Below are 15,245 nucleotides of genomic sequence, written 5' to 3' on the forward strand. Positions count from 1 at the left end.
TCAGCGGCTCGGGACGTCGTGGTCGTGGTCGTGGTCGGGGTGGCGCTGCTCCGGCTGCTGCGTGGACGTGGGCACCGGCTCCTCGCCGAGCAGGTCGGCGAAGAGGGCCCGGTAGTGCACGAGCGCCTGCCGGAGGTCCTCGGTGCCGGCCTCACCGCGCTCGTTGCGCTGCCGGATCTCGTGGGCGTCGCGGTAGTGGGTGAGGGTGCGGGCGTGCTCGACGGAGAGGTGGGCGATCTGGTCCGAGAAGTCCCCGGTGGGGTATCCGCGCTCGGCGATCAGGCGGCTCACCAGCTCGTCGGCCTCGCCGACGGTCTCCGCGGGGGAGTCGACGAAGCGCACCTGGAGTTCCTCCCAGGCGGCGGCGTAGCGGGCCCGGGACTCCGGGCTCAGCGGGGTCAGCTCCAGCTCGGCGTGCCGGCGCTCGCGTTCCCGCAGCTCACGCTCGGCGGCGCTGCGGCTGTCCTGTTCGGCGACGACCCGGTCGTACTCGGGGCCGAAGCGCTCGCGCAGCGCCCGGCGGCGGCTGGCGACCACGGCGACCGCGACGAGCGCGGCGATGACGGCGACGACGATGACTATGACGACTACCTGGGTGGACGACATGGCTCCTCCTTCGCACGCTGGTATTCCCTCGCGCGGGTGATCGCCAATCCCGTTGTGCCGTACTTTCCGCCCCGGCCGGGAAAAGGCGCGATGTCGCGACCGCCGTCCGGTGCCGGGCCGATGTCCGACTGAGGCCCTCCTGCCCGTCTCGGACCGTAGCGAGAGCCGAGACGGCCGGTAGTGCATCCGCCCCGGATTACGTATCCTGCCCAAGGCGTCCGGGCCGGGGCCCGGCGTCGTGGCCGCCGAACGTGACGGCCGCTGCCGGCGCCACCGAGCGACACCTTCCCGGGCGAGGTCTGATTGAACACCCGTGACTGGCCGATCCGCGCCAAGCTGACCGCGCTGGTCATCGGCCCGGTGACCGGGCTGCTGGCGTTGTGGATCTTCGCCACCACGCTCACCTTCGGGCCCGCGCTCGACCTGCTCTCCGCGCGTACCCTCCTCTACGATCTGGGCCGTCCCGGCGAGGCCGTGGTGGCCGAGCTGCAACGGGAGCGGCGGCTGTCGGTGGTCCAGCTCGCCGGTGACCGCGCCCTCCCCGAGCTGACCGAGCAGCGGGTACGCACCGACGACGCGATCGTCGAGCTGCGCCGCAAGGTCGACGGCGGGGACCTGCGCGACGTCGCCGACGCCCAGCTCGACAACCGGCTCGACCAACTGGTCTCGGCGCTCGACGCGCTGCCCGCCGGGCGCGCCTTCATCGACGACCGGAAGGTCGACCGGGCCGGCGCCGTCGGGCTCTACAGCGGCATGATCGGCTCGGCGTTCCAGGCGTTCGGCGCGATGGCCGCGCTGCCCGACGCGCAGCTCAACCGGGAGGCGACGGCGCTGACCGCGCTGGGTCGCTCCCGGGAGCTGCTCGGCCAGGCCGACGCGCTGCTGGCCGGCGCCGTCACCGCGGGCCGGTACGCCGAGGGCGAGCACGAGCAACTGGTACGCACAGTCGAGAACCAGCGTTTCCTGGCCGAGATCGCGGTCGCCGACCTGCCGCCGGGAGAGCGGACCGCGTACCAGCGGATGACCGAGGGTGCCGGGTTCCTCAAGCTGCGCGCGCTCCAGGACAGCCTGATCCGCTCGTCCGCGCTGCCCGCTCGGTTCGACATGCGGGCGTGGGACACCGGTCACGCCGAGGTCTGGCAGAGCCTGCGCGACTTCGAGCTGCGCGGCGCGGACGCCCTGGCCGAGCGGTCGGTGCCGATGGCCACCCGGATCCTCGTGCAGCTCGCCGCCGCCGGTGTCCTGGGCCTGATCGCGATCGTGGTGTGCGTGCTGGTGGCGCTGCGGGTCGGCCGGTCGCTGGCGCAGCGGCTGACCGGCGTACGCGCCGCCGCGACCGAGGTGGCCGAACGCCGGCTGCCCGACGTGGTCGCGCGGCTGCGCCGGGGCGAGGAGGTCGACGTCGCCCGGGAGGCGCCCGAGCTGGACCACGGCGGCGACGAGATCGGCCAGGTGGCGCGCGCCTTCAACGAGGTGCGCCGGACCGCTGTCCGCGCCGCCGTCGACGAGGTCACGTTGCGCCGGGGCTTCAACGAGGTGATCCTCAACCTCGCCCGGCGCAGCCAGGGGCTGGTGCACCGGCAGCTGGCGCTGCTGGACCGGCTGGAACGGCGGACCGAGGACCCGGACGAGCTGGCCGGGCTGTTCCAGGTCGACCATCTGGCGACACGGCTGCGGCGGCACGCCGAGGACCTGGTCATCCTCGCCGGTGCCGCGCCCGGACGGGGCTGGCGCCGCCCGGTCGCGGCTGTCGACGTGATGCGCGGCGCGATCTCCGAGGTCGAGGCGTACGACCGGGTCGACGTGGGCGAGGTGGCGCCGGCCGGGGTGCTGGGCCGGGCCGTCGGCGACGTGATCCACCTGCTCGCCGAGCTGATCGAGAACGCGACCACGTTCTCCCCGCCCGGCACCCGGGTGGACGTCAGCGGCCGGAGCGTCCCGGGCGGCTACACCATCGAGATCACCGACCGGGGGCTGGGCATGTCCGCGCCGGCCCTGGCCGAGGCCAACCGCAAGCTGGCCGAGCCGCCGGAGTTCGACCCGGCCGGCAGTGCCCGGCTCGGGCTGTTCGTGGTGGCCCGCCTGGCCGCCCGGCACGGCGTACGGGTGGAGCTGCGGCCGTCCCGCCCGGCCGGGATCGTCGCCGCGGTGTTCGTACCGTCGGAACTGATCACCGACGAGCCGCCGGTGGGCGCGGACGCCTCCGCCGGGCCGGAACGGCGGCGCCTGGCCAAGGTGACCCGGCTGACCACTGTGCCCCGGCCGGGGCGGCCGGCCCGGCCGGGCCGGGACCGGTCGGAGAACACAGTCGTCCCGTTGCAGTCGGCCCGCGCCTCGACTGTGGAGCCACCCGCCGACGGCGACGGCCTGCCTCGCCGGATCCGGCGCCGCGGCGCGACCGCGCGACCCCGCGCGGCGGTCGCCGACACCCCGGCCCACCGCACCCCGGAGGAGGCCCGCCGGGCCATGTCCGCGTTGCAGGTCGGCACCGCGCGGGGACGCCGGGACGGCTCGCGCGCCGCCGGAACCGATCCGACCACCCCCACCACCGAACCGCGCGACACCGGTACGCCGTCCACCACCGCGGGGCCGGCCGTTCAGCCCGCCCCGCCGGCGCCGGACCAACGAACCGCGACTGAGAGGGACGCCTAGTGGTGCACACGACGCGGCAGAACGCCGATCTCGACTGGCTGCTCGACGACCTGGTGGAGCGTGTCCCCGCCGCCCGCCAGGCGGTGGTGCTCTCGGCGGACGGGCTCCTGCTCGGCGCCTCCACCGACCAGGACCGCACCGACGCGGAACACCTCTGCGCGCTGGCGTCCGGCTTCTCCGGGCTGGCCAAGGGCGCCACCCGGCACCTGGGCGGCGGCGCGGTCCGCCAGACGGTGGTGGAGATGGAGTCGGCCTACCTGTTCGTGACCGCCGCCGGGCAGGGCGCCTGCCTGGCGGTGGCCAGCGACGCCGACGCCGACATCGGCCTGGTGGCGTACGAGATGGCGATGCTCGTCATCCGGGTCGGGGAGAACCTGGCCGCGCCGAGCCGGGTGGCGGGGGAGCGGACCGATGCGCGCTGAGTCGCCGGGGCCGCAGCACGAGTGGCTGGACGCCGACGCCGGGCCGGTGGTGCGTCCGTACACGCTCACCGGCGGCCGGGTGCGCCCACCCGTCGACGGCTTCGACCTGCTGGCGTTCGTGCTCGCCACCCCTGACGCGGACCCGGCCGGCACGCCCGGTCTGCAGCCGGAGCACCGCCGCCTGATCGAGCTGGCCCGGCGGCCGAAGGCCGTGGCCGACCTCGCCGCCGACCTGGACCTCGCCGTGGGCGTGGTCCGGGTGCTGCTCGGCGACCTTCTCGCCCATGGGCTCGTCGCGGTGCACCGGCCACCGGCCACCGCGTACCTGCCCGACGACAACATCCTCAAGGCGGTGGTCAGTGGACTCCGTGCGCTATGACCGGGAGCCGGGGGCGCCGCGAGTGCCGCTGGCTTTGAAGATCCTCATCGCCGGTGGCTTCGGCGCCGGAAAGACGACGCTGGTCAGCGCGTTGAGTGAGGTCCGGCCGTTGCAGACCGAGGAGGTCCTGACCGGGGCCGGGCTCGGCACCGACGACGTCTCCGGGGTCGAGCAGAAGTCGACGACGACGGTGGCGATGGACTTCGGCCGGATCACCATCAACGACGACCTCCAGGTCTACCTGTTCGGCACCCCGGGCCAGGACCGGTTCTGGTTCCTCTGGGACGAGCTGGCGTTCGGCGCGCTCGGCGCGGTGGTGCTCGCCGACACCCGGCGGCTGGCCGACTGCTTCCCCTCGATCGACTACTTCGAGCAGCGGGGCATCCCGTTCGTGGTGGGCGTCAACTGCTTCGAGGGCTCCCGCCGGTTCGGCCTGGAGGCGGTCCGCGACGCCCTGGACCTCGACCCGGACGTCCCGCTCGTGCTCTGCGACGCCCGGGACCGGCAGTCGGGCAAGCTGGTGCTGATCTCGCTCGTCGAGCACGTGGCGCGGCAGCGCGGCGAGCCGGTGCCGGTGGGCTGAGCCCTCGACGCCCGATCCGTCGGGTCTGGCAGGACTGACCGGGCGCGTCACCGGGAAGCCTCTGGTTGGATCGCAGTCAGGACCGACGAGAGGTGGGAGCGGTGACCGGGCAGGACGAGATCGTCCACATCGGCGGCTACACGGCGGAGACGGGTGGGCGGGCCGAGGGCGTCGTGGCGGCCCGGCGGGACCGGGCGACCGGGGAACTGACCCCGCTGGGCGTCGTGGCGGTCACCCCGTCGCCGTCGTTCCTGGTGCGGCATCCGGCGCTGCCGGTGCTGTACGGGTGCAACGAGCTGCCCGACGGGCTGGTGAGCGCGTTCCGGCTCGCCCCGGACGGCGACCTCACGCCGCTGGCCGTCCGCGAGACAGGTGGCGCGGAGCCGTGCCACCTGGCGGTCGCCCCGGACGGGCGGCACCTGTTCGTGGCGAACTACGGCGGCGGCAGCGTGGCGGTGTTCGGCCTGGACGCCGACGGCGCGCCGGGAGAGCGCACCGACCTGGTCCGGCACTCCGGCCACGGCGCCGACCCGCAGCGGCAGGAGCACGCGCACTGCCACATGGTCTCGCCCGACCCGGCCGGGGGTGGGCTGCTCGCGGTCGACCTGGGTACCGACTCCGTCTACCGGTACGACGTCGACGCGTCCACCGGCCGGCTGGCCGAGCGGGAGCCCCGGCTGCGGACGGCGCCCGGGACCGGTCCCCGGCACCTCGCCCGGCACCCGGACGGGCGGCGTTGCTGGCTCGTCGGTGAGCTGGACGCCACTGTCACCGCGTACGAGCTGACGCCGGACGGGCCGCGTCAGTCGACGCGTGTCGACGCCAGCGGCCGGACCGGCCACGTCCAGCCCTCCGAGGTGGCCGTCGGGCCGGGCGGGCGTTTCCTCTACGTGGGCAACCGCGGCGTGGGCACGATCGCTGTCTTCGCGCTGGACGGCGCCGCGCCGGAGCTGGTGGCCGAGGTCGACACCGGCGGTGAGTGGCCGCGGCACTTCGCGTTCGCCGGTGAGCACCTGTACGTGGCCGACGAGCGGGCCGACATGATCAGGATCTTCCGGGTCGATCCGGACGGCGGGGTGCCCGAGCCGGTGGGGGAGCCGGTGCCGGTGGCGAGCCCGACGTGCGTCCTACCGTGACCGGACGGTTACCAATTGGCGGTCCGAAGTGGATTGACATCACCATAAATGACTGACCAGTAACTTAGCGTATGAGTTAGCTGATCAACTGTTTCTGCTGCGTAACTTTCGTCCGAACGGTTGTGGTGGTAACCCCACGAGGTACGCAAGATGGTCACCGTGTCTGGCCGCCATCGCATGCGTTCTCACCTCCGCGGAGCAGGTGCCGCCGCCGTGGCGGCCGCCCTGGTCGCCGTCGTAGCCGGCTCGTGGTTCGGCTACCAGCAGCTGGCCGGCCCGAACTGTTCGGGCCGGATCGAGCTGTCGGTGGCGACCGCCCCGGAGATCGCCCCCGCGGTGCGCGCCGCCGCCGACCAGTGGGTCGCCGACGGTGCGGCGGTGGGCGGGACCTGCATCGCGGTGAACGTCTCCTCGTCCGAGTCGGTCGAGGTGGCCGCCGCGGTGGCGAGCAAGCACGGCGCCACGCTCGCCGGCGTCGGGCAGGCCAGCGGCACCGCTGTCACCCCCGACGTCTGGGTGCCGGACTCGTCGACCTGGCTGGTCCGGCTCAAGAGCGGCGGGGCCAGCGCGTTCGCGCCGACCAACGGCGCCTCGATCGCCCGTAGCCCGGTCGTGGTGGCGCTGCCCGAGCCGGTGGCCTCGCGCATAGGGTGGCCGGACAAGAAGCTCCGCTGGTCCGACCTGCTGACCCAGGTCACCGCCAGCAAGCCGCTGCGGGCCGGGATCGTCGAGCCGACCCAGGACGCGGCCGGCCTGTCCGGCCTGCTGTCGCTGACCGCCGCGGCCAGCTCCACCGGCGAGTCCGGCTCGCCGAAGGCGCAGGAGGCGATGGTCGGCGCACTGCGGGCGCTGGCGACCAACCGTTCCTCGCTGCGGCAGGACCTCCTCGCGCGGTTCCCGCGCTCGTCCGACCCGACGGCGATCGCCAACGGGCTGGGGGCGGCGGCGCTGTCCGAGGAGGACGTGATCGCCTACAACAGCACCAAGCCGCCGATCCGGCTCGCCGCGCTCTACCTGGAGCCGGCGCCGATCCCGCTGGACTACCCGTTCGCGGTGCTGCCCGGCATCGAGCCGACCAAGGCGTCCGCCGCCCGGGTCCTCTTCGAGGTGCTGCGTACGCCGGGCTTCAAGGACCGGCTCGCCTCGCAGGCGCTTCGCGCGCCGGACGGCAACTGGGGCCGGGGTTTCCAGGCGCCGACCGGCGCACCGAGCCCGGCCAACGGCGGCGCGAGCCAGGTGCCGCCGTCGGGCCAGGGCGGCGCGGCCGACCTCGACCCGGGTGCCATCTCGACCGCGACCACGACCTGGTCGGTGGCCACGCAGTCGGGCCGGATGCTCTGCGTCATCGACGTGTCCGGCTCGATGAAGAAGCCGGTCGCGACCGCCAACGGCGCGAGCCGGGAGCAGGTCACAGTCGCCGCCGCGAGCCAGGGCCTCGGGCTGTTCGACGACTCCTGGTCGATCGGCCTCTGGACGTTCTCCACCAACCTCCAGGGCTCGCAGGACTGGAGCGAGCTGGTCGGAATAAAGCCTCTGTCCAGCAACCGGGGCTCGCTCCAGCGCGGCCTGGCCTCGATCAAGCCCTCCAGCGGCAACACCGGCCTGTACGACACCATGCTCGCGGCGTACAAGAAGGTGCAGCAGGACTGGGAGCCGGGCAAGGTCAACTCGATCGTGCTGTTCACCGACGGCAAGAACGAGGACGACGACGGCATCTCGCAGAAGGCGCTGCTGGACCAGCTGAACAAGCTGAAGGACGACGAGCAGCCGGTCCAGGTCATCATCATCGGCATCGGCACCGAGGTGAACCGGGCCGAGCTGGAGTCGATCACCAAGGTCACCGGCGGTGGCGCCTTCGTCACCACCGACCCCAGCAAGATCGGCGAGATCTTCCTCCGGGCGATCGCGCTGCGGCCGCCCGCCCCCCGCTGACCTGAAGCTCAGCGCTACTCTTCCGCCGTACCGGAAATCCGGTACGGCGGAAGGCTTCCCGGGTCAAGACACGGGATGAGAACTGACGGTAATGCGTCCGAATCAATCGGTAACCATAATTGTCCAGGCATGATGACCGGGTGCCTCGACCGCGGGCTCCACACCGGAGCCGGGCGGCGACGGGGCGGTCCTGAGCGAAGTGGGGAGGGCCGGTGACCTCGGCGACGCTGTTGACCCCTGCCACGTCGTCGCGACCCGGTGGTGAACGCCCCGGCAAGACGACACGAGCCGCGGAGCGGGCCTACATCCGGGTCCTGGTGGTGCTGGACACCGCCGTGCTCGCCGTGGCCATCCTGGTCGGTTACCTGGCCCGGTTCGGCGACGAGGAACCGACCGGGTCCGAGATCCCGTACGTGGTGGTCGCCCCGGCGCTCCTGCTGGTCTGGCTCGTCTCGCTCAAGGCGATGCGCTGCTACGACGACCAGGTGCTCGGCTACGGCGCCGACGAGTACCGCCGGGTCAGCGCGGCCAGCATGCGACTCGCCGGCGGCATCGCCATCGCCGGGTACATCGCCGACGTCGGCGTCTCCCGGGGTTTCCTGGCCATCTCCTTCGCGGTCGGCACGATCGGCCTGGAGGTGGCGCGGTTCGCGGCCCGCAAGCGGCTGCACCGGGCCCGCGACCGGGGCGCCGGCTGGTCCCGCAAGGTGCTCGTGGTGGGCGACACCGCGCACGTGCTGGAGCTGGTGCACACGCTGCGCCGGGAGCCGTACGCCGGCTACCAGGTGGTCGGCGCGTGCATCCCGGACGCGCTGCTCGCCCCGGTGCCGCAGCGGCTGGGCGACGTGCCGGTGGTCGGCAGCTTCCGGGGCATCCCGGAGGCCGCCACCGCGATCGGCGCCGACACGGTGGCGGTCACCGCCTCGGGCGAGCTGACCGCGACCCGGTTGCGCCGCCTCGGCTGGCAGCTGGAGGGCACCGGCGTCGACCTTGTGGTGGCGCCGGCGCTCACCGACGTGGCCGGCCCCCGCATCCACACCCGTCCGGTCGCCGGCCTGCCGCTGATCCACGTCGAGGCGCCCGAGTTCCGCGGCGCCCGCAAGCTGGTCAAGGGCTTCGTCGACCGGTCCCTCTCGCTGATCGCCCTGCTCGTCCTGGCGCCGCTGCTGATCGTGATCGCGCTGGCTATCAAGATCGACAGCCGCGGCCCGGTGCTGTTCCGGCAGACCCGGGTCGGCCAGGGCGGCGAGGAGTTCGGCGTCTTCAAGTTCCGCACCATGGTGGTCAACGCCGACGCCCTGCTCGCCGAGCTGGCCGCGCGCAACGAGACCGACGGCCTGATGTTCAAGATGCGCGACGACCCGCGCGTCACCCGGGTCGGCCGGCTGCTGCGCAAGTGGTCGCTGGACGAGCTGCCCCAGCTCGCCAACGTGCTGCTCGGCCAGATGAGCCTGGTCGGTCCGCGCCCGCCGCTGCCGTCCGAGGTTGCCCGCTACGACGGCGACGTGGCACGCCGGCTGCTGGTCAAGCCCGGCATGACCGGCCTCTGGCAGGTCAGCGGCCGGTCGGACCTGAGCTGGGAGGACGGCATCCGGCTGGACCTCTACTACGTGGAGAACTGGTCGCTGGCCGCGGACCTGACCATCCTCTGGAAGACGTTCGGCGCGGTGCTCAACAGCCGCGGCGCGTACTGAGGGGGGCGGGTCAGGGCTGCGGCCCGAGCCAGTCCAGGCAGACCACCACCGCGTCGTCCACCAGGTCACCGGCGACGAAGGCCCGCAGGTCGCCGATCAGCGACCGGACCGCGTCCAGCGGCTCCATCGGGCCGGTCCGGCGCAGGAACCGGTCCAGCGCCACCTCGCCGTAGCGCACCTGCTCGGTGGTGGCGTCGATCACGCCGTCGCTGACCACGAAGAGCCGGTCCTCGCGCTCCAGCCGGAACCGCTGCGGGCGGTAGTCGGTGCCCTCGAACATGCCGAGCGGGAACTGCTTGTCCAGCTCCTGCTCGGTCACCTCACCGGCCCGCAGCCGCAGCAGCCGCGGCGAACCGGCGTCGACCACAGTCATCTCGCCGGTGGCCAGATCCAGCTCGATCAGGAGCACGGAGACGTGCTGTTCGCCCCGGTGCTGGGCGTAGATCGCCTGGTCGGCCAGCGCCGCCTGGTCGGCCAGGTCGAGCCCGGCCCGGCGCGCGTTGCGCAGCGCGTACGTGGCCAGCGAGGCGAGCAGCGCCGCCGCAACCCCCTCGCCGTAGCCGTTCAGCACCGCCAGCCAGAGCCGGTGACCGTCGTCGGACCAGTCGAAGCTGTCCCCGCGCACCGCGTACGCCGGCTCCAACTGTCCGGCCAGGCTGAACGACGGCCGGATCCGGCTGCGCCCGGGCAGCAGCTCCCACTGCATCTCGGCGGCCAGCGTGAGCCGCCGGCTGCGCCGGGCGGTGCGGTAGATGTCGGTGGTCGCCGTGACCGCGCTCAGCTCGTGCCCGAGCACAGTGGCGATGGTGTCCAGCTCCCGGCGGGCGTGCGGGTCGGCGGGTACCGGCGAGACCTTCAGCACGCCCCGGCGTTCGCCGCGCATGCCCACCGGGAACCAGCCGACGCCGTCGGCGATCACCGGCTCCTGGTGATCGAAGGCGCGCCAGGCCGGGTGGCCGGGGCCGGTGACCGACGGGCCGTCATCCAGCGGCAGCAGCTCGGCGAGCCGGTAGTCGACCTGGTACAGCTCGGTGCGGGCGACGCCGTACGTGCGCGCCAGCTCGGCGGCGAGCCGGTCCACGATGAGATCCGTCGGCGCCTCGGTCAGGACCTGGCGCGCGCGGCCCTCCGCTCCGCTCATCTTTGCTCCTTTGCACAGGTCGCCGGGCAGATCCGGGGAGTAGTCTCGGGCCACCATGACCGAAGAGCGCAGTCCCCGGGAACCTGAAACGAGTATGTCCGCCGCACTGGACGAGGCGGCAGGCACCTTGCTCGCCGTCTGGGAGGCGGCCCGGGAGCGCACCACCAGCCGGCTGTCGAGTGCCCAGCTACGCGCGATCATGGTCGTCGAGCAGTATGACGGCATCAACCTCCGCCGGCTCGCCACCCTCACCGACATGTTGCTCTCCTCCGCCAGCCGGCTGTGCGACCGGCTCGTCGCGGCCGGGATGCTGGAACGCGAGCCGGGCCGCTACGACCGGCGGGAGATCTCGCTGCACCTCACGCCCGCCGCCCTCCGGCTCCTCGCCGAGCTGCGTGCCGACCGGCGGCACCGGCTGGAGCGGATCCTGGCCGGGATGAGCCCGGAGGGCCGGGCCGCGCTGGTACGCGGCATGCGCGAGTTCGACGAGGTGGGCCGGCGAGGCGAGGCCCCGGTGGCGGAGGGCTGGCCGATGCTGCAACCGTCCGGGGAACGGATCGGCGACCCCGCCCGGCCGTCCGGTGAGCCGCCGGTGGCCCGTACCGCCTGACTCAGCCTGAACGGCCGTCCGGCGCGGCTTCGCGGGCGGCCCGCAGCCGGGCCACCACCCGGGGATGCTCGGTGAGCGCCCGTTCCAGCGTGCCGAGCACCTCGTCCAGCAGCGCCCGGCCGCCCCGGGAGGTCAGCGCCTCCTCCTGCCACCCGACGAAGTCGCGCAGCAGCCGGTCGTCGTCCACCCGCACGGCCGCGATCAGCGCGTCCACCAGGTGCGCGATGCCGGCGGCGACCTCCTCGGCGCTCTCCTGCGGCGGGTCCACCGCGGCGAGCGCGAGCCCGACCAGCTCACGCCGCCGGTGCAGTACCGCCACGTACGCGTCGTCGGGCGGGGGCGGCGGCGACCCGGTGTGCGCGGCCGACAACGGCCGTTCCAGCAGCGCCACCGCGTCCCGGGCGCTGGCGCCCCAGCCCGCCGCGCCGATCGCGGTGGCCCACCGGCCGTCCGGGCCGAAGCCGGGACCACCGGCGAGCACCGGCACACCGGCCGCGCGGCTGGCCTCCACCATCCGCGCCGCCCGGACCAGCCGGTTCGGCTGCACGCAGCTCAGCAGCACCGCGTCCGGGCCGGTCTGGTGCAGGTACGAGACCAGATGCCGGGCCGGCACGCTGGCACCGAGGAACGTCACCCGCCAGCCGGCCGCCCGGACCACCTCGGTGACGATGCGGGCGGCCAGCGCGTGCCACTCGCCCTCCACGCAGGCCATCACCACGTGCCCGCGTCGCGGTGGGCCGACCGTCGCGCCCAGCGCGTCCACCACCTGCTCGCTGACGTGAGTGGCGGCGTGCTCCTGGGCGACGCTCCACGAGCCGGTGAGCCAGCGCCGGCCGACCTCCCGCTGCGCCACCGCGACCAGGTCGACCAGGACGTCCGCGACCGAGAAGCCGTCCGCCAGCAGGCCGCGCGCCAGCGCCACAGCGCCGGACCGGTCGGCGGCGTCCAGGTGGTCGAGGTACGCGGCGAGCGTCTCCGGCCCGATCCGGCGCCCGGCCGCGGGGGTGGGGCGGTCAGGCGGCGGTGGTGTCACCCGGCCGCCACGGCGAGCATGGCGATGTCGTCGTGGGGTTGCCCGTCCAGCCACTCGTCGACGAGCTGGAGTACCCGGTCCACGAGCGCGGCGGGCGGAAGCCCGGTGCCGGTGGCGAGCGCCTGACGCAACCGGGCGTCGCCGAACATGGCCGGCTCGGTCGGGCCGCCCCGGGCCTCGGTCACCCCGTCGGTGTACGCCAGCAGCAGGTCACCCGGGGCCAGCCGGACCTCGGCGTCGGCGAACCGGGCGTCGGTGAGCGCGCCCACCGGCATGCCGCCCACCCGGATCGTCTCGACGCCGCCGCCGGCACGGACGACGAGCGGAGCGGGGTGCCCGCCACCCGCCACCCGGATCAGCAGCCCGCCGTCCGGCTCACGGCGCAGCGCGCCGAGCAGGAGCGTGGTGAACTGGGCCCGGCGGGCCGCGTCGGGAGCGTCCAGCAGCGCCCGGTTGAGCAGCTCCAGCAGTTCCCGGGGACGCTGCTCGACCAGGCGCAGGGTCTGCAGCGACTGGCGGACCCGGCCGGTCAGCACGGCCGCACCGACGCCCTTGCCGCAGACGTCGCCGAGCGCGAACAGGCCGCCGTCGCCGGTGGGGAACAGGTCGTAGAAGTCGCCGCCGATGCGCAGGCTGTCCCCGGCGGCGCGGTAACCGCCGGCGAGCGTCATCCCTGGCAGGCGGGGCAGCGCCGGCGGGAGCAGGCTGTTCTGGAGCACCCGGGCCAGGTGCGCCTGCTCGCCGTACAGCTCGGCTGCGGCCAGCGCGGCGCCGGCCCGGCCGGCGAACTCCCGGGCCAGGCCGATCTCCCGCTTGTCGAAACCGGGCCGCTCCCGGCGGCGGGCCAGCACCAGCGCGCCGGCCGGGCCGCCCGCGCTGGGCATCGGGCTGATCAACACGGTGCCCGGGCGGCCGAACCCGGCGGGCAGCACCTCGGCCAGGTCGGCCAGCTCGGCGTCCAGCCAGGGACTCGGTTCGGTGAGGTCGCCTTCGAGCGCCTCGACCAGGCCGGGGACGGACTCCACCGTGTGCCAGCCGGCCTGGCCGGTGACCGGGCCGGGATCGCCGGTGGCGTACCGGATCCAGTGCGGCTGGTCCTCGGCGGGCGGAGGCGGGCGGTGCACCACGACTGCCGCGTCGGCCAGGTAGGGCACCGGCAGCGTCACGGCGGTACGCAGCGTCTGCTCGCGGTGCAGGGACAGCCCGAGCCGGCTGCCCGCCTCGGCGAGGAACGCGGTGCGCGACCGTTCGGCCAGCAGCGCGTCGGTGCGCGCGTGTTCCTCGGTGACGTCCCGGACGTACCAGGCGCTGCGGTCGTCGGCCAGGGGACGCCGCAGGCCGCGCAGCCGCCGGCCGTGGTGTTCGGTCTCGAACGCGTCCGATCCGGCGGCGGCCGCGTCGGCCAGCACCGGTACCCGGCACGCGGCCAGGTCGACGCCGGGCGCCACCTCGGGGAGCAGGTCGGCGGCCATCGCGTTGACGAGCGTCACCACGCCTGCGTGGTCGACCGTCACGACGGCCTCGGCGAGCCCGTCCAGCAGCTCCCGGGCCAGACGGTCGTCAGCCGGTAGCGCGGCCTCGGCAACCCGCCGGGGCCGTCTCCGCGAGGCGTGTCCACCGCCGCTGACCGGCCCCGCGACACCGCCCCGGCGCGCGGCGGTCACCTCCGGTGGCCGGGCGCTTCGGTCGGTCGACCCCTGCGCATGCTGTCGGTGCACCCCTCGCTCGGCGGACTTGTTGCCCGGCGGCAAGCGTACCGAGCGCAGGCACGGAATGCCCGTCGAGGATCATCCCGGGTCAGGTGGTCCGGGCCAGCCAGCCCACCGGCCGGTCGACGATCCGGCGGACCACCGACCCGGCGCCGCCGACCGCCGCGGACTGCGCGCCGAGCACGGCCGGCCGCACAGTGACCGGCGCCCACCCGGCGGTGAGCACCCGGCGGGAGACCTCCGCCTCCACAGTCGGCCGCAGCCAGGGCGCGAGCCGGGCGTATCCGCCCCCGAGCACCACCGTGTCCAGGTCCAGCAGGTTCACCACGCCCGCCACCGCCACCCCGAGGGCGGTGCCGGCGTCGGTCAGGGCGGTCAGCGTGGCCGGGTCACCGGCCTCGGCCAGGTCGGCGAGCCGGGTGGCGGCGGTATCAGCCGGCAGTTCCGCGCCGGGCAGCCCGGCGGCGGCCAGGATCGCCTCCTGGCCCGCGTACCGCTCCAGGCAGCCCTGGCCGCCGCAGCGGCACGGCCGCCCCTGCGGCTGCACCGGGAAGTGACCGATCTCTCCGCTCCAGCCGCGCGCGCCCCGGTAGAGCGCGCCGTCGAGCACGATCCCGGCGCCGATGCCGATCTCGCCGGTGACGTGCAGGAAGCTGCGCGGGCCGGGCGGGCCGGCGTACAGCTCGCCGAGCGCGGCCAGGTTCGCCTCGTTGTCGACCACCAGCGGCGGCACCCCGTCGACCGGCTCGGCCAGCGGGTGCCCGGCCAGCAGCGCCGGCACGTCCACGTCACGCCAGCCCAGGTTCGGCGCGAGCCGGACCAGGCCGCCGTCGCCCACCAGGCCCGGCACGGCGAGCGCCGCGCCGGCCAGTGTCAGCCCGTCGCGTACGGCGGCAGCGCGCGCCTCGGCGGCGAGCGCGGCGAGCCGGGCGAGCGCGTCGGCGGGGGAGACCGGGCGCAGGTCGGCGCGGCGGACCAGGTGGTGCCGGACCGTGCCGGTCAGGTCGACGACGCAGGCCGCCAGGTAGTCGACGTTCACCTCCAGGCCGAGCCCGGCCGGGCCGTCGGAGGCGAGCACCAGGCCCCGGGCGGGACGGCCCGCACCGGTACGCGGCTCCGGCTCCGCCTCGGCGACCAGCCGGCCGGCGATCAGGTCGTCCACGACGGCGGAGACGGTGGCCCGGGTCAGGCCGGTGTCGGCGGCGATCCCGGCGCGCGAGGGCGGCCGGTCGGCGGCGGCGATCCGCCGCAGCACCACCGCGAGGTTCAACTCGCGCAGGCTGCCCTGCCGGACCGCCCCGGCGGTGCTGGCGCTTGTCACCTCTTGACACTGCCACATCGCCGCCAT

General features: G+C 74.6%; 13 protein-coding genes. 8 read left to right on the forward strand and 5 right to left on the reverse strand.

Annotated features, from left to right (window positions below):
- Nucleotides 1-606, reverse strand: a complete 606-nt coding sequence (locus ML5_RS16165; protein ID WP_013475405.1) for a hypothetical protein — start codon at nt 604-606, stop codon at nt 1-3.
- Between the two features lie 303 nt (nt 607-909).
- On the opposite strand from ML5_RS16165, the gene ML5_RS16170 reads away from it, so the two are divergent.
- The 7 genes from ML5_RS16170 to ML5_RS16200 all read left to right on the forward strand — a co-directional run bounded on the left by ML5_RS16170 (nt 910) and on the right by ML5_RS16200 (nt 9,404).
- On the forward strand, nt 910-3,258 hold the full coding sequence (locus ML5_RS16170) for a nitrate- and nitrite sensing domain-containing protein (RefSeq protein WP_013475406.1): 2,349 nt from the start codon (nt 910-912) through the stop codon (nt 3,256-3,258).
- Nucleotides 3,258-3,680 carry a roadblock/LC7 domain-containing protein gene (locus ML5_RS16175; RefSeq protein WP_013288181.1) on the forward strand — a complete coding sequence of 141 codons (423 nt, stop codon included), beginning with the start codon at nt 3,258-3,260 and terminating at the stop codon, nt 3,678-3,680. The genes ML5_RS16170 and ML5_RS16175 overlap by 1 nt, the downstream gene beginning before the upstream one ends.
- Entirely contained in the window at nt 3,670-4,059 is a 390-nt protein-coding gene (locus ML5_RS16180) for a DUF742 domain-containing protein (protein ID WP_013475407.1), read from the forward strand. Before ML5_RS16175 ends, ML5_RS16180 begins: the two co-directional genes overlap by 11 nt.
- Nucleotides 4,040-4,642 (forward strand): ATP/GTP-binding protein, encoded by a 603-nt coding sequence (locus ML5_RS16185; protein WP_013288179.1) that lies wholly within the window; start codon nt 4,040-4,042, stop codon nt 4,640-4,642. The genes ML5_RS16180 and ML5_RS16185 overlap by 20 nt, the downstream gene beginning before the upstream one ends.
- Before the next feature lie 101 nt (nt 4,643-4,743).
- The gene (locus ML5_RS16190) at nt 4,744-5,778 is read left to right on the forward strand and encodes a lactonase family protein (RefSeq protein ID WP_201766727.1); all 1,035 of its coding nucleotides are present in this window, start codon (nt 4,744-4,746) and stop codon (nt 5,776-5,778) included.
- 177 nt (nt 5,779-5,955) lie between these two features.
- Complete coding sequence (locus ML5_RS16195; RefSeq protein WP_049794844.1) at nt 5,956-7,710, forward strand: substrate-binding domain-containing protein; 1,755 nt, start codon at nt 5,956-5,958, stop codon at nt 7,708-7,710.
- 212 nt (nt 7,711-7,922) lie between these two features.
- Nucleotides 7,923-9,404, forward strand: coding sequence for a sugar transferase (locus ML5_RS16200; protein ID WP_013288176.1), 1,482 nt, complete (start codon nt 7,923-7,925; stop codon nt 9,402-9,404).
- A gap of 10 nt (nt 9,405-9,414) precedes the next feature.
- Here the strand turns inward: ML5_RS16200 and ML5_RS16205 are convergent, their stop codons facing one another.
- Entirely contained in the window at nt 9,415-10,545 is a 1,131-nt protein-coding gene (locus ML5_RS16205) for a PP2C family protein-serine/threonine phosphatase (RefSeq protein ID WP_013475409.1), read from the reverse strand.
- Between the two features lie 94 nt (nt 10,546-10,639).
- On the opposite strand from ML5_RS16205, the gene ML5_RS16210 reads away from it, so the two are divergent.
- The gene (locus tag ML5_RS16210) at nt 10,640-11,155 is read left to right on the forward strand and encodes a MarR family winged helix-turn-helix transcriptional regulator (protein WP_013288174.1); all 516 of its coding nucleotides are present in this window, start codon (nt 10,640-10,642) and stop codon (nt 11,153-11,155) included.
- 1 nt (nt 11,156) lies between these two features.
- On the opposite strand, the gene ML5_RS16215 is transcribed toward ML5_RS16210, so the two are convergent.
- The 3 genes from ML5_RS16215 to ML5_RS16225 all read right to left on the reverse strand — a co-directional run bounded on the left by ML5_RS16215 (nt 11,157) and on the right by ML5_RS16225 (nt 15,245).
- Nucleotides 11,157-12,188: a B12-binding domain-containing protein gene (locus ML5_RS16215; RefSeq protein ID WP_013475410.1), complete on the reverse strand. Its 1,032-nt coding sequence runs from the start codon at nt 12,186-12,188 to the stop codon at nt 11,157-11,159.
- Nucleotides 12,185-13,906, reverse strand: coding sequence for a PP2C family protein-serine/threonine phosphatase (locus ML5_RS16220; protein WP_236619422.1), 1,722 nt, complete (start codon nt 13,904-13,906; stop codon nt 12,185-12,187). The genes ML5_RS16215 and ML5_RS16220 overlap by 4 nt, the downstream gene beginning before the upstream one ends.
- Before the next feature lie 79 nt (nt 13,907-13,985).
- Nucleotides 13,986-15,245, reverse strand: coding sequence for an ROK family protein (locus ML5_RS16225; RefSeq protein WP_013288171.1), 1,260 nt, complete (start codon nt 15,243-15,245; stop codon nt 13,986-13,988).

Origin of the sequence: Micromonospora sp. L5 (genome assembly GCF_000177655.2) — a bacterium.
Taxonomy (GTDB): domain Bacteria; phylum Actinomycetota; class Actinomycetes; order Mycobacteriales; family Micromonosporaceae; genus Micromonospora; species Micromonospora aurantiaca.

Excerpts from the sequence above, each read along its gene's own strand:
- ML5_RS16165 (WP_013475405.1), bottom strand. The coding sequence starts at position 606 with ATGTCGTCCACCCAGGTAGTCGTCATAGTCATCGTCGTCGCCGTCATC.
- ML5_RS16205 (WP_013475409.1), bottom strand. The coding sequence starts at position 10,545 with ATGAGCGGAGCGGAGGGCCGCGCGCGCCAGGTCCTGACCGAGGCGCCG.
- ML5_RS16210 (WP_013288174.1), top strand. The coding sequence starts at position 10,640 with ATGTCCGCCGCACTGGACGAGGCGGCAGGCACCTTGCTCGCCGTCTGG.
- ML5_RS16195 (WP_049794844.1), top strand. The coding sequence starts at position 5,956 with ATGCGTTCTCACCTCCGCGGAGCAGGTGCCGCCGCCGTGGCGGCCGCC.
- ML5_RS16180 (WP_013475407.1), top strand. The coding sequence starts at position 3,670 with ATGCGCGCTGAGTCGCCGGGGCCGCAGCACGAGTGGCTGGACGCCGAC.
- ML5_RS16225 (WP_013288171.1), bottom strand. The coding sequence starts at position 15,245 with ATGGCGGCGATGTGGCAGTGTCAAGAGGTGACAAGCGCCAGCACCGCC.